We start from the raw sequence: 25,823 nt of genomic DNA, 5'->3' as shown, positions 1-25,823 counted from the left end.
GGTCTGTGGTAAGTCGCCTCCCACAATTTGAGCCAGAACACTAGAATAGGCCCACGCACCTTTCCAGAAGCGCCATATGCCCAACCCTGACGAACACGAAGCCTTGGCCCAATTGCCGCTGGACGAGCTTGTCGCCTGCCACGAATGCGACCTGCTGCTCCGTAAGCCTGTGCTCAAGCCCGATGAAAAAGCCCAATGCCCACGTTGCGGCTACGAGCTCTATGCCCATCGGCATAATGTAGTCAACCGCAGCCTGGCTCTGGTACTGACCGCGTTGTTACTGTTCGTACCTGCCAATTTTCTACCGATCATGCAGCTGCACCTGCTTGGCCAGACCTCGGACGATACTGTCTGGAGCGGCGTACTCGGCCTGTACAATTCGCAGATGCGTGGTGTAGCGGTGGTCGTGTTCCTCTGCAGCATGGCCATCCCCCTGGCAAAACTGCTCTGCCAGCTGGCGGTATTACTGAGTATTCGCTTGAACATGGGTCGTAACTTCGGCCTGCTGTTCTATCGCATCTATCACCACTTGCGTGACTGGGGCATGCTCGAGGTCTATTTCATGGGGGTGCTGGTGGCCATCGTCAAGCTGGTGGACCTGGCCGAACTGACCGTGGGCCTGGGGTTGTTCTGTTTCATCAGTCTGTTATTGGTCCAGGTGTGGCTTGAAGTGGTGATGTCTGCGCACCAGATCTGGAGTGCGCTATCGGGGGAGGACCTGCATGCGGGCGATTGATGCAGGCATTCTTGTCTGCAATGAATGTCATGAACTGAACAAGCAAGTGCCAGATAGCACTTCGCAGCACTGCACGCGCTGCGGCGCCATTGTGCATGCTCGCCGCCCTAACAGTATCGTGCGCACCTGGGCGCTGCTGGTTGCTGCGTCGATCCTGTACATCCCGGCCAACCTGCTCCCTATCATGACCGTGAGTACACTCGGGCAGGGCAGCCCGGACACGATCATGTCCGGCGTCATCACCCTGCTCAAGCACGGTATGGTGCCCATTGCCGCCGTGGTGTTCATTGCCAGTATCCTGGTGCCCACGTTCAAGCTGGTGGGCATTGGCTTGCTGTTGTACTCCGTTCAGCGTCACCAGCCGCTTTCGGCTCGGCAACGGATAATGATGTATCGCTTCATTGAATTCATTGGGCGCTGGTCCATGCTCGATATCTTCGTCATCGCCATTCTGGTGGCAGTGGTGAATTTCGGCCGAATCGCCAGTGTCGAAGCCAACCTGGGCGCTGTCGCCTTCGCAACTGTGGTGATCCTGACAATGCTTGCCGCTTTAACTTTCGATCCCCGACTGATTTGGGATAACACGGAGTCGGATGACGACCATGAGTGACCTGCCAACGGCTAAAACCCGCCCAGCCTCAAACTGGTCGGCCATCTGGATCCTGCCCTTGATCGCCCTGATGATCGGGGGCTGGCTCGCATGGCAGGCCTACAGCGCGGCCGGCGTGGAAATTGAAGTCCGCTTCGAGTCGGGTGAAGGTATCGTCGCCAACAAGACCGAAGTCATCTACAAGGGCATGCCGGTAGGCAAAGTGAAGAGCCTGGTACTCGATGCCGAGGGCGACAACCAGGGGGTGATCGCCACCATCGAGATGAACAAGGCCGCCGAGCCTCACCTCACCAAGGGCACACGCTTCTGGCTGGTGAAACCGAGTGTGAGTCTGGCGGGTATCACCGGCCTTGAAACCCTGGTGTCGGGTAACTACATCGCCGTCAGCCCGGGCGAGGGGGAGCGTACCAAGCGCTTTACCGCGTTGAAGGTGGCGCCGCCGCTCTCGGATTCGGAGCCAGGCCTGCATTTGACCCTCAAAGCCGAAAGGCTCGGCTCGCTCAACCGTGACAGCCCGATATTCTACAAGCAGATCCAGGTGGGTCGGGTGAAGAGCTATCGCCTGTCCGAGGACCAGAGCACCGTCGAGGTCAAGGTGTTCATCGAGCCTGCCTACGCCAGCCTGGTGCGCAAGCACACGCGTTTCTGGAACGCCAGCGGCGTCAGTATTGATGCGTCGCTGTCGGGTGTGAAGGTGCGCAGCGAATCGCTGTCGAGCATCGTGGCCGGTGGTATCGCATTTGCTACGCCGGAGTACCGCAAGGACAGCCCGCCCACCGATCCGAGCCTGCCGTTCCGTCTGTACGAAGACTTCGATGCAGCCCAGGCAGGTATCCGGGTCAAGGTGAAGCTGAGCGATTACGAGGGCCTGCAGGCAGGCCGCACGCCGGTCATGTACAAGGGCATCCAGGTGGGCTCGCTGAAAGCCCTGAAAATGGAAGACAACCTGTCCAGCGCATCGGCCGAGCTGACGCTGGACCCGCTGACCGAAGACTACCTGGTCGAGGGCACACAGTTCTGGGTGGTCAAACCGTCCATTTCCCTTGCAGGTATCACTGGCCTGGAAGCGCTGGTCAAAGGCAACTACATCGCCATACGCCCGGGGGAGAAGGGTGAGCGGCCCGAGCGTGAGTTCGAGGCCCGCGCCAAGGCGCCGCCGCTCGACCTCAAGGCGCCGGGGCTGCACATGGTGTTGTTTGCCGATACCTTGGGGTCGCTGGAGATCGGCAGCCCGGTGATGTACCGCCAGGTCAAGGTGGGTAGCGTGCAGAGCTATCAGTTTGCGCGTAACAGCAACCGCATCCTGATCGGTGTGCATATTGAAAAGGAATACGAAAAACTGGTTAACGGTTCGTCGCGCTTCTGGAACGTCAGTGGCATCACCCTGACGGGCGGCCTCTCGGGCATCAAGATCAAGAGTGAGTCGCTGCAAACGCTGATGGCCGGCGGTATTGCGTTCGACACGCCGCGCCCGGATGTGGCGCTGAAACGCCGCATTCCACGCTTCCGCCTGCATGACAGCCAGGAGGCGGTAAACCGCGCGGGTACTTTGATCACCGTCCGTGTAGACCGTGCAGATGGCCTGAAGCCGGGTACGCCGATCCGCTTCCGTGGCCTGGATGTGGGCAGTATCGAAAGCGTTGACCTGACCAATGACTTGCAGGCAGTGCTGCTGCGGGCACGTATCACCGAAGCGGCGGACCGTATTGCCCGTGCCGGTACGCAGTTCTGGGTGGTCAAGCCGGCATTGGGCCTGGTGCGCACCGAGAACCTCGACACCCTGATCGGCGGGCAGTACCTGGAGGTACAGCCAGCAACCAAGGACCGTGGCCCTCAGCGCGATTTCATCGCTTTGGCCGATGCCCCGCAAGTGACGGGGCCGGAGGTCGGCTTGCCCTTGACCCTCAGCGCCCCGCGCCGTGGATCGATCAAGCCGGGTGTGCCAGTGACTTACCGTGAGGTGGCGGTCGGCAAGGTGACAGGCTTCGAGTTGGGGCAGAGCGCTGACCGCGTGCTGATCCATATCCTCATCGAGCCACGCTATGCGGCATTGGTACGCAGTGGTAGCCGCTTCTGGAACAGCAGTGGCTTCGGTTTCGACTGGGGGCTGTTCAAGGGGGCTACGGTGCGTACCGAGTCGGTGGAAACCCTGATCGATGGCGGTATCGCTTTTGCGACGCCGGATGGCGAGCAGATGGGCAACCCGGCCCGGCCGCAGCAGACCTTTGCCTTGTTCGACAAGGCCGAGGATGAATGGCTGCAGTGGGCGCCGAAGATTCAGATAGCCAAGTAATGTAAAAGCAGGGTCGCCAACTGCGGCCCTGCTTTTTTGTGGGAGCGGCCTTGTGTCGCGAAAGGGGCGCGTAGCGGCCCCTCGGTCTCAGCGCAGAAGCTGAGATTGCCGGGGCTGCTCCGCAGCCCTTTCGCGACGCAAGGCCGCTCCTGCAGAGACCGAGCTCCACATGGAGCCGTGCCCGCAAGCATAAATCGCAGGCAACAAAAAACCGACCCTAGGGTCGGTTTTTCGAATAGCGCGTCGCTTAGGCAGCTGCAGCTTCTTTCAGCGCCTTGATGTGGCCATTCAGACGGCCTTTGTGACGAGCAGCTTTGTTCTTGTGGATGATACCTTTGTCGGCCATACGGTCGATTACAGGTACAGCCAGAACGTAAGCGGCTTGCGCTTTGTCGGCGTCTTTTGCGTCAATGGCTTTAACTACATTCTTGATGTAGGTGCGGACCATGGAACGCAGGCTGGCGTTGTGGCTGCGACGCTTCTCAGCCTGTTTTGCACGTTTCTTGGCGGAAGGTGTGTTGGCCACCGTCGAGCTCCTCGAAAGACTTTAGGTAAATAGCAAACAAAATAGGCCGCGAATCATGCCGATCAGTAGATCGATTGTCAAGGCCACCTGCAAGGTTCCGCCGAGCGGTGCGCCAACAAGAGGGAAAGATTCCTTTCTGCTGCGCGACCTGTACACTCGGGAATTTTTGGCTCCCCTGCGAAGGCGCGGGAGTATCGCACATTCGGACGCTGTCTGGCAGCGTCCTCTGCCCTTGGCGTGAATCTTTTCGATGAACCTGCTCAAATCCCTGGCTGCAGTAAGCTCGATCACCATGGTTTCCCGGGTGCTGGGCTTCGTGCGTGACACCATCCTGGCTCGCATCTTTGGTGCCGGTGTTGCCACTGACGCCTTCTTTATCGCGTTCAAATTGCCCAACCTGCTGCGGCGCATTTTCGCCGAGGGTGCGTTTTCCCAAGCCTTTGTGCCGATCCTGGCCGAGTACAAGACCCAGCAGGGCGAGGAAGCGACGCGTACCTTCATCGCCTACGTCAGCGGCCTGCTGACCCTGGTCCTCGCCCTGGTGACTGCCATCGGTATCCTGGCGGCGCCATGGGTGGTATGGGCAACAGCCCCCGGTTTTGTCGACAACGCGGAAAAGTACGAGCTGACCACCGCCCTGTTGCGGGTGACCTTTCCTTATATATTGCTGATTTCGCTTTCTTCCCTGGCCGGCGCAATCCTCAATACCTGGAACCGTTTTTCGGTACCGGCCTTCACCCCGACCCTGCTGAACGTGGCGATGATCGCCTTTGCCGTGCTGCTGACGCCGTACTTCAACCCGCCAATCATGGCCCTGGCCTGGGGTGTGCTGGCGGGTGGCCTGGCGCAGTTGTTGTACCAGCTGCCGGCATTGAAGAAAATCGGCATGCTCGTGCTGCCGCGTCTGAATCTCAAGGACGCGGGAGTGTGGCGGGTGCTGAAGCAAATGCTGCCGGCGATTCTTGGGGTATCGGTGAGCCAGATCTCGCTGATCATCAACACCATCTTTGCCTCTTTCCTGGTGGCCGGCTCGGTGTCGTGGATGTATTACGCCGACCGCCTCATGGAGCTGCCGTCGGGCGTGCTGGGCGTGGCCCTGGGCACCATCCTGCTGCCGACCCTGGCCAAGACCTACGCCAACAAGGACCGCGAGGAATACTCGCGGATCCTCGACTGGGGCCTGCGCCTGTGCTTCCTGCTGGTGCTGCCGTGCACCCTGGCGTTGGCCATTCTTGCCGAGCCGCTGACCGTTGCGCTCTTTCAATATGGCAAGTTCAGCGCGTTTGATGCGGCCATGACCCAGCGGGCGCTAATGGCCTATTCCGTAGGCTTGCTGGCGATCATTCTGGTCAAGGTACTGGCACCCGGCTTCTATGCGCAGCAGAATATCCGCACACCGGTGAAGATCGCGATTTTCACCCTGTTCTGTACCCAGCTGTTCAACCTCGCCCTGGTCGGCCCGCTTGCGCATGCCGGCCTGGCGCTGGCGATCAGTCTCGGTGCGTGCCTGAATGCCGGCTTGCTGTTCTGGAAGCTGCGCAGTCAGCAGTTGTTCGAGCCTCAGCCAGGCTGGGCAGTGTTTCTGCTCAAGCTTGTTCTGGCAGTGGCGTTGATGTCGGCGGTCCTGTTGGCGGGCATGCACTATATGCCGGCCTGGGAGCAGGGCATCATGCTTGAGCGCTTCATGCGGCTTGGCGCACTGATCCTGGCTGGTGTCGTGACGTATTTCGGCTGCCTGTACCTGTGCGGCTTCCGGCCCCGGCATTTCGCCCGCAAGGCCTTGCACTGAGGCTTCAGGTGGGTCAGGCGTCGGTTTTTCGCATTCCACGCCGCCCTTGGGCGTTGCTGCCTGTCACCGGCGCCCGGGTGTGGTTATAATCGGCCACTTTATGAGCAAGAAGCGCGTTATGCAGCTGGTTCGAGGTCTTCACAACCTGCGCCCCGAGCACCGGGGCTGTGTCGCCACCATTGGCAACTTCGACGGGGTTCACCGCGGCCACCAGGCAATCCTGGCGCGCCTGCGCGAGCGCGGCCAGGCCTTGGGCCTGCCGACCTGCGTGGTGATTTTCGAACCTCAACCACGCGAGTACTTTGCCCCCGATACCGCGCCGGCGCGCCTGGCCCGTCTGCGTGACAAGGTCGAACTGCTGGCCGCCGAGGGCATCGACCGGGTGCTGTGCCTGGCGTTCAACCAGCGCCTGAGCCAGCTCAGCGCCGACGCTTTCGTCAAGGCCATCCTGGTCGACGGCCTGGGCGTGCGCCACCTCGAAGTGGGTGATGACTTCCGCTTTGGCTGCGACCGCGCCGGCGACTTCGCCTTCCTGATCGAAGCCGGCAAGCAGTACGGCTTCACCGTCGAGGCCGCCAATACGGTGATCCAGGACGGTCTGCGCGTCAGCAGTACCGAAGTGCGCAAGGCCTTGTCCGAAGGCAATTTCGAGCTGGCCGAGCACCTGCTGGGCCGCCCGTACAGCGTCACCGGCCGCGTGCTGCATGGCCAGAAGCTGGCCCGCCAGCTCGGTACACCTACCGCCAACATCCAGCTCAAGCGCCGCCACGTGCCGCTGTCCGGGGTCTACCTGGCCAGCATCGAAATCGACGGCAAGGCCTGGCCGGGTGTGGGCAATATTGGCGTGCGTCCCACCGTTGCCGGTGATGGGCGCCCGCACCTGGAAATTCATCTTCTGGATTTTGCCGGCGACCTGTATGGCCGGCGTCTGACGGTGGAGTTCCACCACAAGCTGCGTGAAGAGCAGCGATTCGCCTCCCTGGAGGCGCTGAAGTCGGCGATCGATGCGGATATCGCCGCCGCACGTGCACATTGGCACGCTCAACCGCTAACGAAGAGCCTGAAATGACCGACTACAAAGCCACGCTTAACCTTCCGGACACCGCCTTCCCCATGAAGGCCGGCCTGCCTCAGCGCGAACCGCAGATCCTGCAGCGCTGGGACAGCATTGGCCTGTACCAGAAGCTGCGCGAAATTGGCAAGGATCGTCCCAAGTTCGTCCTGCACGACGGCCCGCCCTATGCCAACGGCAAAATTCACATCGGTCATGCGCTGAACAAAATCCTCAAGGACATGATCGTCCGCTCCAAGACCCTGGCCGGCTACGATGCACCGTATGTCCCGGGCTGGGACTGCCATGGCCTGCCGATCGAACACAAGGTCGAGGTGACCCACGGCAAGCACCTGTCTGCCGATCGCACCCGTGAGCTGTGCCGCGAGTACGCCGCCGAGCAGATCGAAGGGCAGAAGACCGAGTTCATTCGCCTGGGTGTGCTGGGTGACTGGGACAACCCCTACAAGACCATGAACTTCGCCAACGAGGCCGGTGAAATCCGCGCCCTGGCCGAGATGGTCAAGCAGGGCTTCGTGTTCAAGGGCCTCAAGCCTGTGAACTGGTGCTTCGACTGCGGTTCGGCGCTGGCGGAGGCCGAAGTCGAGTACGCCGACAAGAAATCCCAGACCATCGACGTGGCCTTCCCGGTTGCCGACGAGGCCAAGCTGGCTGCCGCCTTTGGGCTGGATGCGCTGACCAAGCCAGCCGCCATCGTGATCTGGACCACCACCCCCTGGACCATCCCGGCCAACCAGGCGCTGAACATCCACCCGGAGTTCAAGTACGCCCTGGTCGACACCGGTGAGCGTCTGCTGGTGCTGGCTGAAGAGCTGGTCGAGTCGTGCCTCAAGCGCTACAACCTGGAAGGCTCGGTCATCGCCACAGCCCAAGGTTCGGCACTGGAGCTGATCAACTTCCGGCACCCGTTCTACGACCGCCTGTCGCCAGTCTACCTGGCCGACTACGTCGAGCTGGGCGCCGGTACCGGCGTTGTGCACTCCTCGCCGGCCTACGGCGAAGACGACTTCGTCACCTGCAAGCGCTACGGCATGGTCAACGATGACATCCTCACTCCGGTGCAGAGCAATGGCGTGTATGTCGAGTCGCTGCCATTCTTCGGCGGCCAGTTCATCTGGAAGGCCAACCCGGCCATCGTCGAGAAGCTGAGCGAAGTCGGTGCGCTGATGCACACCGAAACCATCAGCCACAGCTACATGCACTGCTGGCGCCACAAGACCCCGCTGATCTACCGCGCCACCGCGCAGTGGTTCGTGGGCATGGACAAGCAGCCGAGCACCGGCGAGCCGCTGCGTGAGCGCGCCCTCAAGGCCATCGAAGAGACCAAGTTCGTGCCGGCCTGGGGCCAGGCGCGCCTGCATTCGATGATCGCCAACCGTCCGGACTGGTGCATCTCGCGTCAACGTAACTGGGGTGTGCCGATCCCGTTCTTCCTGCACAAGCAGACCGGCGAGCTGCACCCACGTACCGTCGAGCTGATGGAAGCGGTGGCCAAACGCGTCGAGCAAGAAGGTATCGAGGCCTGGTTCAAGCTGGATGCCGTCGAACTGCTGGGTGAAGAAGCGGCTCAGTATGACAAGATCACCGATACCCTGGACGTGTGGTTCGACTCCGGCACCACCCACTGGCACGTGCTGCGTGGCTCGCACGACATCGGCCACGCCACCGGCCCCGTTGCCGACCTGTACCTGGAAGGCTCCGACCAGCACCGTGGCTGGTTCCACTCGTCGCTGCTCACCGGTTGCGCCATCGACAACCACGCGCCGTATCGCGAGCTGCTGACCCACGGTTTCACTGTGGACGAAAACGGCCGCAAGATGTCCAAGTCGCTGGGCAACACCATCGAGCCGGAGAAGGTCAACAACACCCTGGGTGCCGACATCCTGCGCCTGTGGGTTTCGGCCACCGACTATTCCGGTGAAATGGCGGTTTCCGAGCAGATCCTGCAGCGCAGCGCCGACGCCTACCGCCGTATCCGCAATACCGCACGCTTCCTGCTGTCCAACCTGTCCGGTTTCGACCCGGCCCGCGACCTGCTGGCCCCTGAAGACATGCTGGCACTGGACCGCTGGGCCGTGGACCGCACCCTGCTGCTGCAGCGCGAGCTGGAAGAGCACTACAGCGAGTACCGTTTCTGGAACGTCTACTCCAAGGTGCACAACTTCTGCGTACAGGAGCTGGGCGGCTTCTACCTCGACATCATCAAGGACCGCCAGTACACCACCGGCGCCAACAGTGTTGCCCGCCGTTCCTGCCAGACTGCGCTGTACCACATCAGCGAAGCGCTGGTGCGCTGGATTGCGCCAATCCTGGCGTTTACCGCCGACGAAATCTGGCAATACCTGCCGGGCGAGCGCAACGAGTCGGTGATGCTCAACGGCTGGTATCAGGGCCTGAGCGAGCTGCCGGAAGGCACCGAGCTGGACCGCGCCTACTGGGACCGCGTGATGGCGGTGAAGGCATCGGTCAACAAGGAGCTGGAAAACCAGCGCACCGCCAAGGTCATTGGCGGCAACCTGCAGGCCGAAGTCACCCTGTACGCCGACGAAGGCCTGAGCGCCGACCTGGGCAAGCTGGGCGACGAGCTGCGCTTCGTGCTGATCACCTCGGCCGCCAGCGTGGTGCCGTTCGTGCAGGCACCGGCAGACGCCGTGGCCACCGAAGTCGAAGGCCTCAAGCTGAAAGTGGTCAAGTCCGGCCACGCCAAGTGCGGCCGTTGCTGGCACTTCCGCGCCGACGTCGGCAGCCACCCGGAGCACCCGGAAATCTGCGGCCGTTGCGTCGACAACCTGACCGGCTCGGGCGAGGTGCGTCACTATGCCTAACCCGGCAGTGGGGCGCTTCGGGCGCCTTGCATGGCTTTGGCTGAGCTTGCTGGTGCTGGTCCTCGACCAGGCCACCAAGCTGTATTTCAACAACGCCCTGACCATGTACCAGCAAATTGTGGTGATTCCTGACTACTTCAGCTGGACCCTGGCCTATAACACCGGCGCCGCTTTCAGCTTCCTTGCTGATGGCGCTGGCTGGCAGCGCTGGTTGTTCGCCCTGATCGCGGTGGTGGTCAGTGCCGTACTGGTGGTGTGGCTCAAGCGCCTGGGGCGCAACGAGACCTGGCTGGCCGTGGCGCTGGCGCTGGTGCTGGGTGGTGCCATTGGCAACCTGTACGATCGCATCGTGCTGGGCCATGTGGTCGACTTCATCCTGGTGCACTGGCAGAACCGCCATTACTTCCCGGCCTTCAACGTGGCCGACAGCGCCATCACCGTTGGTGCGGTGATGCTGGCGCTGGATATGTTCAAGAGCAAGAAGTCCGAGGATCCGGTCCATGACTGACACCCGTATCGGCCAGAACACCGAAGTCACCCTGCACTTCGCGCTGCACCTGGAAAACGGCGACACCGTCGACAGCACGTTCGACAAAGCCCCGGCCACCTTCAAGGTGGGCGATGGCAACTTGTTGCCGGGCTTCGAGAGCGCGCTGTTTGGCTTCAAGGCCGGTGACAAGCGTACTCTGGTAGTGGCCCCGGAGAACGCCTTCGGCCAGCCCAACCCGCAAAACGTGCAAGTCATGCCGCGGTCCAACTTCGAGGGCATGGAGCTGTCCGAAGGGCTGCTGATCATCTTCAACGATGCCGCCAACGCCGAGCTGCCGGGCGTGGTCAAAGCGTTCGATGACGACCAGGTGACCATCGACTTCAATCACCCACTGGCTGGCAAGACCCTGACCTTCGAGGTGGAGATCCTCGAGGTGAAGGCCCTGTAAGCCTGGAGCCGAGCATGCAAATCAAACTCGCCAACCCTCGCGGCTTCTGCGCGGGGGTCGACCGGGCGATCGAGATCGTCAACCGTGCGCTGGAAGTCTTCGGCCCGCCGATCTACGTGCGTCACGAAGTGGTGCACAACAAGTTCGTGGTGGAAGACCTGCGCAATCGCGGTGCCATCTTCGTCGAAGAGCTGGACCAGGTGCCGGACGATGTCATCGTCATCTTCAGCGCCCATGGTGTGTCCCAGGCCGTGCGCCAGGAAGCCGCTGGCCGTGGCCTGAAAGTGTTCGATGCCACCTGCCCGCTGGTCACCAAGGTGCACATCGAGGTGGCGAAGTACAGCCGTGACGGCCGAGAGTGCATTCTCATCGGCCATGAAGGGCACCCGGAAGTCGAAGGCACCATGGGCCAGTACGACGCCAGCAATGGTGGCGCCATCTACCTTGTCGAGGACGAGGAAGATGTTGCCAGATTGCAGGTGCGCGACCCTGATCACCTGGCCTTCGTGACCCAGACCACGTTGTCGATGGACGACACCAGCCGCGTCATCGACGCCCTGCGTGCGCGCTTCCCGAACATCGGTGGCCCGCGCAAGGACGATATCTGCTACGCCACCCAGAACCGCCAGGACGCCGTCAAGCAGTTGGCCGGTGAGTGCGACGTGGTGCTGGTGGTCGGCAGCCCGAACAGCTCCAACTCCAACCGCCTGCGTGAGCTGGCCGAGCGCATGGGCACCCCGGCTTACCTGATCGACGGTGCCGAGGACCTGCAGCAGGGCTGGTTTGAACAGGCAGCACGCATTGGCATAACCGCTGGCGCTTCGGCCCCCGAAGTGCTGGTGCGTGGCGTGATCGAGCAGCTCAAGGCCTGGGGCGCTACCGGCGCTGAAGAGCTGGACGGGCGTGAAGAGAACATCACCTTCTCGATGCCAAAAGAGCTGCGGGTTCGCTCGCTGATCTGACTGAAGCCTGTACTGGCCTCATCGCTGGCAAGCCAGCTCCCACAGGTACTGCACAAGCCTTGAAGGCAGTGGTATCCAGTGGGATCTGGCTTGCCGGCGATAGGGCCGGCAAGCTCGGCTCAAGGCTATGTGCTTGCACAGCGAGTATTGTTTCGGTCCTCTGCAAGCAATCTGACTCTGCCGCTCGATGCCAGCACCACTTGGTATCGGCTGCTGGCAGATGAGCGTTCACACACTTCCAGCGTTGTTCCCAACCAGCTGTTGTTCAGCGTCATTGGAACCCCCAACGCACTGAACTTGAACCGCTCCCCGCGATTGCTCGTAATCTTGAGCGGCCTCGAAAGGCGCTGCTCGCGCAACAGCTGCTGGTTATGCTCCAGCATTACCTGCCAACCGTTCCCCCAATTACCGTCCAGCGCCTGCACCAGCACCGGCTGGCTTTGCAGCATGGCGTGGCTGCGTGCGCTGCGCAGTGCCTGTGCCAAATCGCGGGCAGCGGCTGCCCGGTGTAGGTCGTCGCTCATCCTGGCGTAGGCCGGCATACCGAGCTGTGTCAGCAAAACGGTCACTGCCAAGGCCGACAACATTTGTATCAGTGTTACGCCTCGTTGCTTCACCGTGCATTCCTCCGTGAAAGTGCTTGGCTATAGCTTCACGTTGGCTGGCCAAGCGGTCTAGTCGGCCAGGTTAAGGGCTGTTGCAGGAAAATTCGCAGGAGTGCAGGGATGCACACAAAGCATCGGGGCATGACGCTGCTGGAAGTGTTGTTGGCAGTCGTGGTGGTGGCCGTGGGCATGTTCGCAGCGGCAGCGATACAGTTGCAGGCATTGCAGGCTGCGGACAGCGCGCGCCGTGATGGGCAGGCGGTAATGGCGACGCACAGTGAGCGTGAACGGGGGCGTCGATGAGGCGCGCCCAAAGTGGTTTTGGTTTGCTTGAGTTGATGCTGGGGCTAGGTATCGGCTTGGTATTACTGGCGGCGGTTAGCCAGGTCTTTACATCAGCTCACCAGGCCTGGCGCCTGCAAAGTACCGCGGTGCGCATGAATGATGAGGCGCGGCAGGCATTGTTGCGCATGGCGCAGGACGTGCGCATGGCCGGAATGTTCGGCTGTATGCGCCTCAAACCTGGCGACTTCCTGGACGTGGCTGCGCAGCCTGCCTTTGCCCGGCCACTGCAGGCCGATAGGTCAAGCTTGAGCCTGGTTGTCGCCGAGCTGCCAGGGTATGCGGGCGACCCGGAGTGGACCGTGGTGACGAACTGTATCGACGAAGTGAGGGTTCATAAGCATCGAGTACAAGGCGATGAAAAGCTGATGGCTGTGCCCGTCAGTCGCCATCACTATGTGCACAGTGGCACCACGCTTTTCTTCAAGCGGGGTCACATTAATCAGCCACTGGTCGATCATGTACGGGAGCTGCGAGTGGGGTATGTACCTGGTGAGCGGGTCGATCTTCTACTCACATTGTATGAACCCAGCTTGCAGCTTGAGCAGCATCACTCGCTGAGCGTGGCACTCCGCAACCCGGTACCCGCTTCATGAGCCGCCAGCGTGGTGTGGTTCTTCTGTTGGCCCTGGTCCTGAGCATGCTGCTGGGTCTGCTTGCAGCATCTGCCCTGCGCGACGCCCTGGTGGAAACGCGAATGACGGGATACCTGAGCGATGGTCTGCGAGCGTTCGAAGAAGCCGAGGCTGCGCTGCAGGCAGGGAAACACGAACTTGAGCGGGCACCTCCTGACCCTTGTGGCGCGTGCCTGCCACCAGCCCGACCGCACGATCTGGCAGGGCAGTGGCAGGGCACCCACAATGGTTACTTCCATATACAGAACCTGGGCACGAGCACTCGCGCTGCGCACCTGCCAGACGAGCAGCTGGTTACCCTGTTCCGCATAACTGGAGTCAGCAAGCAAACCCAGTCACGGCATGTGCTGGAAGCCGTCTATGCCATGGCTGGCGACACCACCCGGCGTATCAGCTGGCGGCAAAGACTGAGAGGAGACTGACATGCAGCAAGGCTTGAGCCTGATCGAGTTGTTGATTGTGCTGGCCGTGACCGGCATTCTGGCAGCCATTGCCTACCCCAGTTACAGCGACCAGCTTCGGCGAGCCGCACGCAGCGAAGTGGTTGGCCTGCTGCATGATGCCGCCCTGCGCCTGGAGCGCCACCGCGTGCGCACCGGCCAATATGCCGAGGGTGACCCGGCCTTGCCCGACGGTACCCGCTATTACAGCCTGCAGGCCCAGCGCGACAGCGACACCTTCACGCTGCGCGCACGGCGGCTGCCCAGTGGGCTGATGGCGCAGGATCGCTGTGGCGACTTCCAGCTCGACCAGGCCGGCGCGCAGCGCAATCCGGGTGCCGTTGGCGGCAGCGAGCACTGCTGGGGAAGCTGAAGGTTGAATGATGCCCGGTGCATCGCGGTTTTACTTCAGGTGTTGGATCGACAGATGAGCAAGCAAGTAGTGGTGGTCGGCGGCGGGGTGATCGGCCTGCTGACGGCGTTCAACCTGGCGGCCAAGGTCGGGCAGGTGGTGGTATGTGACCAGGGTGAGGTCGGGCGTGAGTCGTCGTGGGCCGGTGGTGGCATCGTTTCGCCGCTGTACCCTTGGCGCTACAGCCCGGCTGTGACCGCCCTGGCGCACTGGTCGCAGGACTATTATCCGCAGCTGGGCGAGCGTTTGTTCGCCAGCACCGGTGTCGATCCCGAAGTGCACACCACGGGACTGTACTGGCTCGACCTGGATGACGAAGCCGAAGCGCTGGCCTGGGCCGAGCGTGAGCAGCGGCCGCTGAGTGCCGTGGATATCACGGTGGCCTACGGCGCAGTGCCGGTGCTGGGCCCGGGTTTCAAGCGCGCGATCTACATGGCTGGCGTGGCCAACGTGCGCAACCCGCGCCTGGTGAAATCGCTGAAGGCGGCGCTGCTGGCGCTGCCCAACGTCACCTTGCGCGAAAATTGCCAGATCACCGGCTTCGTTCAGCAGGGCGGGCGCGTGACCGGGGTGCAGACCGCTGAAGGTGTGCTGGCGGCGGATGAGGTGGTGCTCAGTGCCGGGGCCTGGAGTGGCGACCTGTTGCGTACCCTGGGCCTTGAGCTGCCGGTAGAGCCGGTGAAGGGCCAGATGATCCTGTTTAAATGCGCTGAGGACTTTTTGCCGAGCATGGTGCTGGCCAAGGGGCGCTATGCGATCCCGCGGCGGGATGGGCACATTCTGGTGGGTAGCACGCTGGAGCATGCCGGGTATGACAAGACCCCGACCGAAGATGCGCTGGAAAGCCTGAAGGCATCGGCGGTGGAGTTGCTGCCTGGGCTCGAAGGGGCCACGGTGGTGGGGCACTGGGCCGGGCTGCGGCCAGGCTCGCCAGAGGGCATTCCCTACATTGGGCCGGTGCCAGGGCACGAGGGGTTGTGGCTGAACTGCGGGCACTATCGCAACGGGTTGGTGCTGGCGCCAGCGTCGTGCCAGTTGTTTAGCGACTTGCTGACCGGTGCCGAGCCAATCATCGACCCGGCGCCGTATGCACCGGCAACGCGGTTGGGCTGAGGGCTTCTGCGGTCAAGCACAGCCCTTGAAGACCATGAAAACCCTGTGGGAGCGGGGTTTTCCCGCAAACACCGGCGAGGCCGGTGTCAGGCACCGCGTGGCCCCATTCGCGGGGCAAGCCCGCCCCCACAGTGATCACTGTTTTCTGCGTGACAGCGCAGCCCAAGGGGCTGGGCAATCTTCTACAGGTGTTGTGTTCAGCCCTGTCGGCCAGGCCCCTGTTGCAGGTGCGCCTGGCTGCAATACCACTCTTTGCCCTGCTGCAGCGCCCGGTCGTTGGGCAGGTGTACGCCGCAATGGGCGCAGCGCACCATCTGCAGTGGCGCATCCAGTTTCGCCTCGGGGTGCGACTGTTGGCTGACTTTGAACTTGCGCCACAGCCAGAACGCGGCGGCGATCAGGGCGATCCAGAAAAGTAGGCGAACCATGGTGTCCAGCTTGTCGGTTGAAGAAGCTGACAGTCTAGGATGCGGCCAATAAAAAAGGGAGGCCCAAGGCCTCCCTTTCATGTACCGCTGTGTATCAGTCGAACAGACCAAAGGTCATGTAGCTGAACCAGGAGCGGTCTTTTTCTGCTTGTTTCGGGCCTTCCGGCACGATCGGGTCGCCGTTTTCGTCTTTCGGCAGCAGCTCTTGCGGCATCTCGTCACGCGCGTCCTGGAACTGCTTGACCACGTCCTGGTTCGCGCGGGTTTCGCCCGGCGGCAGCGGCGTATCGGTTTCGATCAGGCCCAGGGTGGCCTTGGACAGCCAGCCGCGCCCGTCAGACTCGGTCTGCTTGGGCTGGAACTCGCCATCGGCCAGGCTCGGGTGGTCAGGGTAGTTGAGCTTGAGGGTTTCCAGGCTGCTGGCGGCCAGTTCGTCCAGGTGCATCTTCTGGTACGACTCGACCATTACTGCCAAGCCGTCGCCGACCGATGGGGTTTCCTGGAAGTTTTCTACCACGTAGCGACCACGGTTGGCGGCGGCCACATAAGCCTGGCGGCTCAGGTAGTAGTCGGCCACGTGGATTTCATACGAAGCCAGCAGGTTGCGCAGGTAGATCATGCGCTGCTTGGCGTCGGGCGAGTAGCGGCTGTTGGGGAAGCGGCTGGTCAGCTGGGCGAACTCGTTGTACGAGTCGCGGGCGGCACCCGGGTCACGCTTGGTCATGTCCAGCGGCAGGAAACGGGCCAGCAGGCCACGGTCCTGGTCGAACGAGGTCAGGCCTTTCAGGTAGTAGGCGTAGTCGACGTTCGGGTGCTGCGGGTGCAGACGAATGAAGCGCTCGGCGGCCGACTTGGCAGCCTCGGGCTCGGAGTTCTTGTAGTTGGCGTAGATCAGCTCGAGCTGCGCCTGATCGGCATAGCGGCCGAACGGGTAGCGCGATTCCAGGGCCTTGAGCTTGTTTACGGCGCTGGTGTAGCTGGAGTTGTCCAGATCAGCTTGCGCCTGCTGGTACAGCTCGGCTTCGCTGAGGTTCTCGTCAATGACCTCTTTATTAGAGGAACAGGCCGCGGTAAGCCCGAGGATGGCGATCAGCAGCAGGTGTTTCACTTGCATGGCGGCTTGCGTCCCTTTGACGGCCGCTGTCTTGGGCGGTGCCGTCCTGTTATGATGAGCGCCCCGGCCAACCCCGGGACAAAAGAAGCCGTATTTAACCACAAGCTCGCAGCCGAAACCAAAGGCTGTGCGCCCGCCGAATCGAGCATGTCCGAGATCATTCAACTTAGCGCAGAGGTACCGTCCGAACTGGGCGGCCAACGCCTCGACCAGGTCGCCGCCCAATTGTTCGCTGAGTACTCGCGTTCGCGGCTTACTTCGTGGATCAAAGAGGGCCGCCTGACGGTCGATGGCGCCGTTGTGCGCCCTCGAGACACCGTCTATGGTGGCTCGCTGCTAGCACTGCAGGCCGAACAAGAGGCCCAGGGCGAGTGGATCCCAGAAGATATCGAACTGGATATCGTCTACGAAGACGACCATATCATGGTAATCAACAAGCCTGCCGGGCTGGTCGTGCATCCGGCTGCCGGTCATGCCAGTGGTACGTTGCTCAATGCGCTGCTCCACCACGTGCCAGACATCGTCAACGTACCGCGCGCCGGCATCGTTCACCGGCTGGATAAAGACACCACCGGCTTGATGGTGGTGGCCAAGACCTTGCAGGCGCAGACCAGGCTGGTCGAGCAGATGCAGGCGCGCAAGGTCAGCCGCATTTATGAATGCATCGTGATCGGCGTGGTCACTTCCGGTGGCAAGATCGATGCCCCGATCGGCCGCCACGGCGGCATGCGCCAACGCATGGCAGTCACCGACGGCGGCAAGCCGGCGGTCAGCCACTACCGCGTGCTCAAGCGCTTCCGCTCGCACACCCACGTGCGGGTCAAGCTGGAAACCGGCCGTACTCACCAGATTCGTGTGCACATGGCCCATGTTGGTTTCCCGCTGGTCGGCGACCAGACGTACGGTGGGCGCTTCCGCATTCCGCCGGCTGCCAGCCCAACCATGGTCGAGGCGGTCAAGACCTTCCCGCGCCAGGCGCTGCACGCGCGTTTCCTGGCCTTGGCCCACCCGATTACCGGTGAAATCATGAAGTGGGAATCGCCACTGCCCGATGATTTCGTGTGGTTGCTGTCGCTGCTCAACCAGGACCGCGAGAGCTTTATCGGATGAGTGGCCTGACGCAGTCGCTGTTGTTTCCCGACTGGCCCGCCCCGGCCTCGGTTCGCGCCTGTGTCACCACCCGTCAGGGCGGCATCAGCCTGCCGCCCTACGAAACTTTCAACCTTGGCGACCACGTTGGGGATGACCCTGCTGCCGTTGCCGAGAACCGCCGCCGCCTGAGCGACGCGTTCGCCATCCGCCCTGCCTGGCTGAAGCAGGTGCATGGGCTGGTGGTGGCGGATGCCGACCCTGCCGTGGTGGCCGAAGCCGACGCCAGCTGGACCGACCAGCCTGGTATTGCCTGTACCGTGATGACCGCCGATTGCCTGCCCGCGCTGTTCTGCGACCGGGCCGGTACTCGCGTGGCGGCGGCGCATGCTGGCTGGCGCGGGTTGGCGGGCGGCGTGCTGGAAGCCACCCTGGACCGCCTGGCACTGCCGCCTGAAGAAGTGCTGGTGTGGCTGGGGCCAGCCATTGGCCCACAGGCTTTCGAAGTGGGGCTGGAAGTGCGTGATGCCTTTACCGCCGTGCACCCGCAAGCTGCTCGGGCATTCGTCGAGGGCGAACGGCCAGGCAAGCTGATGGCGGATATCTACGAGCTGGCGCGCATTCGTCTGGCTGCCCGTGGCGTAACTGCCGTGTATGGCGGCGGCCTGTGCACGGTCAGTGATGCGCGGTTCTTCTCCTATCGCCGTACCCCGCAGGGTGGGCGCTTCGCATCACTGGTGTGGCTGCAACCCCGCTAGCCTGTACTGGCCTCTTCGCGGGCTCGCCCGCTCCCACAGGAATCCACACCTTTTGAAACTGTTGGTGTACCTGTGGGAGCGGGCATGCCCGCGAATGGCCACCGTTAATTCAACAGGTTGACTTCGGTCAACCCCGCTACGCTTGAATCTTCCAGAATCAGCCTTATCTATAAGGTCATCTCAGGCAGGTTTCTTCATAAACAGGCGCTGTCCATCGCTCCGACCTGCCCTTTAAAGGAAGGTACACCATGCGAATAGACCGTTTGACCAGCAAGCTGCAACTCGCAATATCCGATGCTCAATCCCTGGCCGTTGGCATGGACCACCCAGCCATCGAGCCCGTGCACCTGATGCAGGCACTGCTCGAACAGCAGGGCGGTTCGATCAAGCCGCTGCTGATGCAGGTTGGCTTCGACATCAACAGCCTGCGCCAGGCGCTGGTGAAAGAACTCGACCAGCTACCAAAAATCCAGAACCCGACCGGCGACGTGAACATGTCGCAGGACCTGGCGCGCCTGCTCAACCAGGCCGACCGCCTGGCCCAGCAGAAAGGCGACCAGTTCATTTCCAGCGAACTGGTGCTGCTGGCCGCCATGGACGAGAACAGCAAGCTCGGCAAGCTGCTGCTGAGCCAGGGCGTGAGCAAAAAGGCTCTGGAAAATGCCATCAACAACCTGCGCGGTGGTGCCGCAGTCAATGACGCCAACGCCGAAGAGTCGCGCCAGGCGCTGGACAAGTACACCGTCGACCTGACCAAGCGCGCCGAAGAAGGCAAGCTGGACCCGGTAATCGGCCGTGACGATGAAATCCGCCGTACCGTGCAGGTGCTGCAACGCCGTACCAAGAACAACCCGGTGCTGATCGGTGAGCCTGGTGTGGGTAAAACCGCCATCGCCGAAGGCCTGGCCCAGCGCATCATCAATGGTGAAGTGCCTGACGGCCTCAAGGGCAAGCGCCTGCTGGCGCTGGACATGGGGGCGCTGATTGCCGGTGCCAAATACCGTGGCGAGTTCGAAGAGCGCCTGAAATCCCTGCTGAACGAGCTGTCCAAGCAGGAAGGCCAGATCATCCTGTTCATCGACGAACTGCACACCATGGTCGGCGCCGGCAAAGGCGAGGGCGCCATGGACGCCGGCAACATGCTCAAGCCTGCCTTGGCCCGTGGCGAATTGCACTGCGTCGGTGCCACCACGCTGAACGAGTACCGCCAGTTCATCGAGAAGGACGCCGCCCTGGAGCGCCGCTTCCAGAAGGTGCTGGTGGAGGAGCCGAGCGAGGAAGATACCATCGCTATCCTGCGTGGTCTGAAAGAGCGCTATGAAGTGCACCACAAAGTGGCCATCACCGACGGTGCCATTATCGCTGCGGCCAAGCTCAGCCACCGCTACATCACCGACCGCCAGCTGCCGGACAAGGCTATTGACCTGATCGACGAAGCGGCCAGCCGTATCCGCATGGAGATCGACTCCAAGCCGGAAGTGCTCGATCGCCTTGATCGCCGCCTGATCCAGCTGAAGGTGGAATCGCAGGCGCTGAAGAAGGAAGAAGACGAAGCCGCGAAAAAACGCCTTGAGAAGCTGACCGAAGAAATCGAGCGGCTGGAGCGTGAATATTCCGACCTGGAAGAAATCTGGGCATCGGAGAAGGCGGAAGTGCAGGGCTCGGCGCAGATCCAGCAAAAGATCGAGCAGGCCCGCCAAGAGCTGGAAGCCGCCCGTCGTAAAGGCGACCTGAGCCGCATGGCCGAGCTGCAGTACGGGGTGATCCCCGACCTGGAGCGCAGCCTGCAGATGGTCGACCAGCACGGCAAGACCGAGAACCAGTTGCTGCGCAACAAGGTGACCGAGGAAGAAATTGCCGAGGTGGTGTCGAAGTGGACCGGTATTCCCGTGTCGAAGATGCTCGAAGGTGAGCGCGATAAGCTGCTGAAAATGGAAGCATTGCTGCACCAGCGTGTGATTGGCCAGGACGAAGCGGTGACCGCCGTAGCCAACGCAGTACGTCGCTCGCGTGCGGGGCTGTCTGACCCGAGCCGGCCAAGCGGTTCGTTCCTGTTCCTTGGCCCCACCGGTGTGGGCAAGACCGAGCTGTGCAAGGCGCTGGCCGAGTTCCTGTTCGACACCGAAGAGGCGATGGTACGCATCGACATGTCCGAGTTCATGGAGAAACACTCCGTGGCTCGCCTGATCGGTGCACCACCAGGGTATGTAGGGTATGAAGAGGGCGGTTACCTGACCGAGGCCGTACGGCGCAAGCCATACTCGGTGGTGCTGCTGGATGAGGTGGAGAAAGCCCACCCGGATGTGTTCAACGTGCTGCTGCAGGTGCTGGAAGACGGCCGCCTGACCGACAGCCACGGACGCACCGTGGACTTCCGCAACACGGTGATCGTGATGACCTCCAACCTGGGCTCGGCGCAGATCCAGGAACTGGTAGGCGACCGCGAGGCACAGCGTGCGGCGGTGATGGATGCAGTGGGCGCGCACTTCCGTCCGGAGTTCATCAACCGTATCGACGAAGTGGTGGTGTTCGAGCCACTGGGCCGCGAGCAGATTGCCGGCATTACCGAGATCCAGCTGGGCCGCCTGCGCAGCCGTCTGCTGGAGCGCGAACTGTCGCTGAGCCTGAGCCCGGAGGCGTTGGACAAGCTGATTGCCGTGGGTTACGACCCGGTGTACGGCGCACGGCCGCTGAAGCGGGCTATCCAGCGCTGGATCGAAAACCCGCTGGCGCAGCTGATCCTGGCAGGCCAGTTTGTGCCGGGTACGTCGATTACCGCCACGGTGGAAGGCGACGAAATCGTCTTTGGCTAATGCGTTGCACCATGAGCCCCGCTTCTGCGGGGCTTTTTTTTTTGGTGCGCCCGGCAGGGCGCGCTCACTCAGGGGTGGAAGTCCCCCGCACACCCGGCAAGGGGAAGTGCTAGCTAGAGGCAAGGGTTTCGCGGGCGACTGCGAGTCTGAAGGAAGCCCGAGGCAAATCGCTGGCCTGACGAACAGGAAGCGGATACGAGGCGGCATGGCGGGGTAAGCAGTCCGAAATCTGCGAAACCCAATACTTGCACAGAACGCCATGACGTAGATCCGACAGGCATAAGCGTGAAAGTGGGTGCGCAATACCCGGGGAGATCTGCACGGTTGCCCGTCAGGGCTACCGGCACCGCGAGGTGCTGGAATGACTGTGCAGAAGTCAGCAGAGGGCATAGTAGGTCGCGAGACTGAAGGCCTGAACGATTAATACCGAGAGTAGAACAGCTGATCTCGACAACCCACGATGACGCAGAAGCTCCCGACACGGGAGGCCTGCCTGCCATGGCCGGACGGAATCCGGAAAGAAGCCCGCAAGGTGCTGAGGGGGTTGCGGCGACGGCTGGGCGAACGAAATCGGAGGACTACCGGCTCATGGAGCAGGTGGTCGAACCCAGCAACATGCGACGAGCGTACAAGCGCGTCCTGAAGAACCGAGGCGCGCCAGGCGTTGATCGCTTGACGGTTGAGGAACTGAAGGACTGGCTGTTGGTGCACTGGCCAAGTGTGAAGGCGGCACTGCTGGAGGATCGGTACCTGCCACGGGCGGTGCGCCGAGTGGACATTCCCAAGCCTAATGGCGGGGTTAGAACACTCGGCGTACCCACGGTGGTGGATCGGCTTATCCAGCAGGCGCTCCATCAAGTACTGCAACCGATCTTCGAGCCAACCTTCTCCGATGGCAGCTACGGCTTTCGTCCGCAGAGAAGTGCGCTCGATGCGGTCGTCAAGGCGAAAGAGTATGTGGCCGAAGGAAAGCACTGGGTAGTGGACATCGACCTGGAGAAATTCTTCGACCGGGTCAACCACGACGTGTTGATGGCTCGACTCGCCTATCGAGTGAGGGATGGTCGCGTACTCAAGCTGATCCGGCGCTTCTTAGAGGCGGGGATGATGGCTAATGGCGTGATTCAACCCCGCAGCGAGGGTACGCCTCAGGGTGGGCCGCTGTCCCCATTACTGTCGAATATCCTGCTGACCGATCTTGATCGAGAGCTGGAAAGGCGGCAGTTGAAGTTCTGCCGATATGCTGACGACTGCAATATCTACATCGGCAGTGAAGGCGCAGGGCAACGGGCGATGGCGAACATCAGAGCCTTCCTGGAGGGTCATCTGAAGCTACGTATCAACGAGCAGAAAAGCGCAGTAGCACGGCCTTGGAAGCGAAAGTTTCTGGGCTACGCGATTACGATCTATCGCCAAGAGACACGGGTGCGACCTGCCCCCGAAAGCCTGCGAAGACTGATGGATCGAGTTCGTGAGTTGCTGCGCAAGGGGCGAGGACGGTCCTTGTCTCACACTATAGAGATGCTAAATCCCGTGTTGCGGGGTTGGGCAAACTACTTTCGGCTTACCGCGAACATGCGGATGCTGGAGGAACTCGATTGGTGGCTGCGTCGAAAACTACGTTGCCTGCTCTGGCGACAGTGGAAAACCCCGAAGACCCGCGAACGACGACTCATCTTGCTTGGGCTTAGGCCTGAGCGGGCGTGGAAGTCGAGTGTAAACGGGCGAGGGCCTTGGTGGAACTCGGCATCCAAACACATGAATCAGGCAGTACCGACGTTGTACTTCGCCAAAATGGGGCTGGTCTCGCTGCGCAGCACTGTGCAGGGACTCCAGCGTATTAGTTGAACCGCCGTATGCGGAACCGCACGTACGGTGGTGTGAGAGGGCTGAGGGAAAAAAAATCCCTCACCCTACTCGATCTTTCTCACACCCGCTGTGGGGCCCCTGTGGGAGCGGGTTTACCCGCGAAGAGGTCGGTGCAGCCCAGTAAAACCGGGGCTTTCGGGGAATTCAGGTTAACTTGCTGAAATTTTTGAAATTTTTGCTTGCATCAAGATTCGGGTGACCCTAATATACGCCGCGTTGTCAGGCACTAAGCGAATCACCAGCAACATCGGTGACCGCAAAACAACTTACAAATCAGTAAGTTGAATGAAAAAAAGTGGTTGACAAGCAAAACGAAGAATGTAGAATAGCCGGCCTCAGCAGCGACAAAGCGAAAGCTAAGAAGCTAAAGAGTCCGAAGCGAACACAGTCTTCGGAGTAGTAATCGGTAGTTGTACCGAAATTTAGTTCCGCGATAGCTCAGTCGGTAGAGCAAATGACTGTTAATCATTGGGTCCCTGGTTCGAGTCCAGGTCGCGGAGCCAATCTCGGGGTGTAGCGCAGTCCGGTAGCGCGCCTGCTTTGGGAGCAGGATGTCAGGAGTTCGAATCCCCTCACCCCGACCATTTTCCGGGTCGTTAGCTCAGTTGGTAGAGCAGTTGGCTTTTAACCAATTGGTCGTAGGTTCGAATCCTACACGACCCACCATGTAAAGAAGGGCATCTCAAAGAGATGCCCTTTTTTTTGAAAGACCCGGGGTGTAGCGCAGTCCGGTAGCGCGCCTGCTTTGGGAGCAGGATGTCAGGAGTTCGAATCCCCTCACCCCGACCATTTTTGGGTCGTTAGCTCAGTTGGTAGAGCAGTTGGCTTTTAACCAATTGGTCGTAGGTTCGAATCCTACACGACCCACCATGAATAAAGGGCATCTCGAAAGAGATGCCCTTTTTCTTTTGCCTCAGATTTAACCCACCTCTTACCGCAACACGGGCCCTTGTGGGAGCAGCCTTGTGCTGCGAAAGGGCCGGTACGGCAAAAGATTTTCTCTGCGGGTAATGGCCTCTTCGCAGCACCAGGCTGCTCCTACAGGTCAGCGCATTGCCTGCAGGAGCGGGTGCCTGTCAGTGTAGCTTCAGGCGCGGCTCGGTACCCCGGCCAATCTTGCTACCCAGCATCATCAACGCCGTGCGGAAGAACCCGTACAACGCCATCTGGTGCATGCGGTACAGCGACACGTAGAACATCCGCGCCAGCCAGCCTTCCAGCTTTACGCTGCCCATCAGGTTACCCATCAGGTTGCCCACCGCCGAGAAGCGCGACAGCGACACCAGCGAGCCGTAGTCTTTGTACTCGTAAGTCGGCAGCGCCTTGTTCTCCAGCCGCGCCTTCAGGCTCTGCGCGAGCATCGACGCCTGTTGGTGCGCGGCCTGGGCCCGGGGCGGCACGTTGCGGTCGCTGCCCGGTTGCGGGCAGGCGGCGCAGTCGCCGAAGGCGAAGATGTTGTCGTCGCGGGTAGTCTGCAGGGTAGGACGCACCACCAGCTGGTTGATACGGTTGGTTTCCAGGCCATCAATGTCTTTGAGGAAGCCAGGCGCACGGATACCGGCCGCCCACACTTTCAGGCTGGCCTGGATCACTTCGCCGTCCTTGGTCTTCAGGCCGTCCTCGGTCACTTCACTGACGGCAGCGTTGGTCAACACCTTCACCCCGAGCTTTTCCAGGGTCTTGTGCACCGGCACGCTGATGCGCTCTGGCAGCGCCGGCAGCACGCGCGGGCCTGCCTCGATGAGGGTGATGTGCATGTCCTTTGGCTGGATGCGGTCCAGGCCATAGGCCGCCAGTTCGTGGGCGGCATGGTGCAGTTCGGCCGCCAGCTCCACGCCGGTGGCACCGGCGCCGACGATGGCTACGCTGATCTGCTCGCTGGCCACGTCGCCGGCGTGGGCGCGCAGGTAGTGGTTGAGCAATTGCTGGTGGAAACGCTCGGCCTGCTTGCGCGTGTCGAGGAACAGGCAATGCTGCGCCGCGCCCAAGGTGCCGAAGTCGTTGGTATTGGAACCCACGGCAATGACAAGGGTGTCATAGCCCAGGGTGCGCGCAGGCAGCAGCTCGCGGCCCTCATCATCGAGGGTGGCGGCCAGTTGAATCTGCTTGCCCTCGCGGTCCAGGCCGCTCATGCGCCCCAGCTGGAAGTTGAAGTGGTTCCACTTGGCCTGCGCCACGTAGTTGAGTTCGTCTTCCGAGGAGTTCAGCGAGCCGGCGGCCACTTCGTGCAGCAGTGGCTTCCAGATGTGCGTGAGGTTGGTGTCGACCAGGGTGATCTCGGCTTGCTTGCGCTTGCCCAGGCTTTTACCCAGGCGGGTCGCCAGTTCCAGGCCGCCGGCGCCACCGCCGACAATCACGATGCGATGAGTCATGGGGATATCTCATAAGGTTTACGGAATTCGTGGCCCGGGGGGCCGGCCGCAAACTGCACGAGGGGAGGGCGAGCGCGAGGCA

At 61.6% G+C, this 25,823-nt stretch carries 23 protein-coding genes and 5 tRNA genes; 23 read left to right on the top strand and 5 right to left on the bottom strand.

Going from position 1 to position 25,823, the window contains the following annotated elements; all coding sequences use genetic code 11:
- Positions 1–76: 76 nt before the first annotated feature.
- Genes J3A71_RS25805 through J3A71_RS25795 form a run of 3 tightly spaced genes read left to right on the top strand, consistent with a single transcriptional unit; the run spans position 77 to position 3,639 of the window.
- Entirely contained in the window at positions 77–736 is a 660-nt protein-coding gene (locus tag J3A71_RS25805; RefSeq protein ID WP_023048220.1) for a paraquat-inducible protein A, read from the top strand.
- A complete protein-coding gene (locus J3A71_RS25800) occupies positions 723–1,346 on the top strand; it encodes a paraquat-inducible protein A (protein WP_016484774.1) in 624 nt (207 codons plus the stop codon). The genes J3A71_RS25805 and J3A71_RS25800 overlap by 14 nt, the downstream gene beginning before the upstream one ends.
- The gene (locus tag J3A71_RS25795; RefSeq protein ID WP_024718079.1) at positions 1,339–3,639 is read left to right on the top strand and encodes an MlaD family protein; all 2,301 of its coding nucleotides are present in this window, start codon (positions 1,339–1,341) and stop codon (positions 3,637–3,639) included. The genes J3A71_RS25800 and J3A71_RS25795 overlap by 8 nt, the downstream gene beginning before the upstream one ends.
- 247 nt (positions 3,640–3,886) lie before the next feature.
- On the opposite strand, the gene rpsT is transcribed toward J3A71_RS25795, so the two are convergent.
- Entirely contained in the window at positions 3,887–4,165 is a 279-nt protein-coding gene (gene rpsT / locus J3A71_RS25790; RefSeq protein WP_016484776.1) for a 30S ribosomal protein S20, read from the bottom strand.
- Positions 4,166–4,415: 250 nt separating this feature from the next.
- On the opposite strand from rpsT, the gene murJ reads away from it, so the two are divergent.
- The 6 genes from murJ to ispH all read left to right on the top strand — a co-directional run bounded on the left by murJ (position 4,416) and on the right by ispH (position 11,751).
- The gene (gene murJ / locus J3A71_RS25785; protein WP_016484777.1) at positions 4,416–5,954 is read left to right on the top strand and encodes a murein biosynthesis integral membrane protein MurJ; all 1,539 of its coding nucleotides are present in this window, start codon (positions 4,416–4,418) and stop codon (positions 5,952–5,954) included.
- Positions 5,955–6,072: 118 nt separating this feature from the next.
- Positions 6,073–7,023, top strand: coding sequence for a bifunctional riboflavin kinase/FAD synthetase (ribF, locus tag J3A71_RS25780; RefSeq protein WP_102667846.1), 951 nt, complete (start codon positions 6,073–6,075; stop codon positions 7,021–7,023).
- On the top strand, positions 7,020–9,851 hold the full coding sequence (ileS, locus tag J3A71_RS25775; RefSeq protein ID WP_102667847.1) for an isoleucine--tRNA ligase: 2,832 nt from the start codon (positions 7,020–7,022) through the stop codon (positions 9,849–9,851). Before ribF ends, ileS begins: the two co-directional genes overlap by 4 nt.
- Complete coding sequence (gene lspA / locus J3A71_RS25770) at positions 9,844–10,359, top strand: signal peptidase II (RefSeq protein WP_016484780.1); 516 nt, start codon at positions 9,844–9,846, stop codon at positions 10,357–10,359. Before ileS ends, lspA begins: the two co-directional genes overlap by 8 nt.
- A complete protein-coding gene (fkpB, locus tag J3A71_RS25765; protein ID WP_016484781.1) occupies positions 10,352–10,789 on the top strand; it encodes an FKBP-type peptidyl-prolyl cis-trans isomerase in 438 nt (145 codons plus the stop codon). The genes lspA and fkpB overlap by 8 nt, the downstream gene beginning before the upstream one ends.
- A gap of 14 nt (positions 10,790–10,803) precedes the next feature.
- Positions 10,804–11,751, top strand: a complete 948-nt coding sequence (gene ispH, locus J3A71_RS25760; protein ID WP_016484782.1) for a 4-hydroxy-3-methylbut-2-enyl diphosphate reductase — start codon at positions 10,804–10,806, stop codon at positions 11,749–11,751.
- A 125-nt stretch (positions 11,752–11,876) separates the two neighbouring features.
- On the opposite strand, the gene J3A71_RS25755 is transcribed toward ispH, so the two are convergent.
- A complete protein-coding gene (locus J3A71_RS25755; RefSeq protein WP_016484783.1) occupies positions 11,877–12,368 on the bottom strand; it encodes a GspH/FimT family pseudopilin in 492 nt (163 codons plus the stop codon).
- A 108-nt stretch (positions 12,369–12,476) separates the two neighbouring features.
- Here J3A71_RS25755 and J3A71_RS25750 point away from each other — a divergent pair, with 108 nt between their 5' ends.
- From J3A71_RS25750 to thiO, 5 genes are read left to right on the top strand one after another with little or no spacing between them, the layout of a single operon-like run.
- Entirely contained in the window at positions 12,477–12,659 is a 183-nt protein-coding gene (locus J3A71_RS25750) for a prepilin-type N-terminal cleavage/methylation domain-containing protein (protein WP_016484784.1), read from the top strand.
- Positions 12,656–13,294, top strand: a complete 639-nt coding sequence (locus tag J3A71_RS25745) for a prepilin-type N-terminal cleavage/methylation domain-containing protein (RefSeq protein WP_102667848.1) — start codon at positions 12,656–12,658, stop codon at positions 13,292–13,294. The genes J3A71_RS25750 and J3A71_RS25745 overlap by 4 nt, the downstream gene beginning before the upstream one ends.
- A complete protein-coding gene (locus J3A71_RS25740; RefSeq protein ID WP_070086706.1) occupies positions 13,291–13,755 on the top strand; it encodes a hypothetical protein in 465 nt (154 codons plus the stop codon). The genes J3A71_RS25745 and J3A71_RS25740 overlap by 4 nt, the downstream gene beginning before the upstream one ends.
- A 1-nt stretch (position 13,756) precedes the next feature.
- Positions 13,757–14,146 carry a type IV pilin protein gene (locus tag J3A71_RS25735; RefSeq protein WP_102667849.1) on the top strand — a complete coding sequence of 130 codons (390 nt, stop codon included), beginning with the start codon at positions 13,757–13,759 and terminating at the stop codon, positions 14,144–14,146.
- A gap of 54 nt (positions 14,147–14,200) precedes the next feature.
- Positions 14,201–15,298, top strand: a complete 1,098-nt coding sequence (gene thiO, locus J3A71_RS25730) for a glycine oxidase ThiO (protein ID WP_102667850.1) — start codon at positions 14,201–14,203, stop codon at positions 15,296–15,298.
- 197 nt (positions 15,299–15,495) lie between these two features.
- Here thiO and J3A71_RS25725 read toward each other — a convergent pair whose 3' ends face one another.
- Both J3A71_RS25725 and J3A71_RS25720 read right to left on the bottom strand, forming a co-directional pair.
- A complete protein-coding gene (locus J3A71_RS25725; RefSeq protein WP_016484789.1) occupies positions 15,496–15,726 on the bottom strand; it encodes a PP0621 family protein in 231 nt (76 codons plus the stop codon).
- 94 nt (positions 15,727–15,820) lie between these two features.
- Complete coding sequence (locus J3A71_RS25720; RefSeq protein WP_016484790.1) at positions 15,821–16,840, bottom strand: outer membrane protein assembly factor BamD; 1,020 nt, start codon at positions 16,838–16,840, stop codon at positions 15,821–15,823.
- A gap of 147 nt (positions 16,841–16,987) precedes the next feature.
- Here J3A71_RS25720 and rluD point away from each other — a divergent pair, with 147 nt between their 5' ends.
- The 9 genes from rluD (at position 16,988) to J3A71_RS25675 (ending at position 24,239) form a co-directional block, all read left to right on the top strand.
- Entirely contained in the window at positions 16,988–17,950 is a 963-nt protein-coding gene (rluD, locus tag J3A71_RS25715; RefSeq protein ID WP_024718082.1) for a 23S rRNA pseudouridine(1911/1915/1917) synthase RluD, read from the top strand.
- Complete coding sequence (gene pgeF, locus J3A71_RS25710; RefSeq protein ID WP_016484792.1) at positions 17,947–18,687, top strand: peptidoglycan editing factor PgeF; 741 nt, start codon at positions 17,947–17,949, stop codon at positions 18,685–18,687. The genes rluD and pgeF overlap by 4 nt, the downstream gene beginning before the upstream one ends.
- 248 nt (positions 18,688–18,935) lie before the next feature.
- Positions 18,936–21,500 carry an ATP-dependent chaperone ClpB gene (gene clpB, locus J3A71_RS25705; RefSeq protein ID WP_016484793.1) on the top strand — a complete coding sequence of 855 codons (2,565 nt, stop codon included), beginning with the start codon at positions 18,936–18,938 and terminating at the stop codon, positions 21,498–21,500.
- A 588-nt stretch (positions 21,501–22,088) separates the two neighbouring features.
- Entirely contained in the window at positions 22,089–23,348 is a 1,260-nt protein-coding gene (gene ltrA, locus J3A71_RS25700) for a group II intron reverse transcriptase/maturase (RefSeq protein WP_020190400.1), read from the top strand.
- 448 nt (positions 23,349–23,796) lie between these two features.
- Positions 23,797–23,872 (top strand) — tRNA-Asn (locus J3A71_RS25695).
- A 4-nt stretch (positions 23,873–23,876) separates the two neighbouring features.
- Positions 23,877–23,953, top strand: a tRNA-Pro gene (locus tag J3A71_RS25690).
- 6 nt (positions 23,954–23,959) lie between these two features.
- Positions 23,960–24,035: transfer RNA gene (locus J3A71_RS25685), tRNA-Lys, on the top strand.
- 46 nt (positions 24,036–24,081) lie between these two features.
- A tRNA-Pro gene (locus tag J3A71_RS25680) sits at positions 24,082–24,158 on the top strand.
- Positions 24,159–24,163: 5 nt separating this feature from the next.
- A tRNA-Lys gene (locus J3A71_RS25675) sits at positions 24,164–24,239 on the top strand.
- 206 nt (positions 24,240–24,445) lie between these two features.
- Here J3A71_RS25675 and J3A71_RS25670 read toward each other — a convergent pair.
- Positions 24,446–25,741: an NAD(P)/FAD-dependent oxidoreductase gene (locus J3A71_RS25670; RefSeq protein ID WP_016484794.1), complete on the bottom strand. Its 1,296-nt coding sequence runs from the start codon at positions 25,739–25,741 to the stop codon at positions 24,446–24,448.
- Between the last annotated feature and the right edge of the window lie 82 nt (positions 25,742–25,823).

The organism is Pseudomonas sp. PvP089 (assembly GCF_017875165.1).
Lineage (GTDB): Bacteria > Pseudomonadota > Gammaproteobacteria > Pseudomonadales > Pseudomonadaceae > Aquipseudomonas > Aquipseudomonas fortuita.
This window is presented reverse-complemented; position numbering and strand designations above follow the sequence as displayed.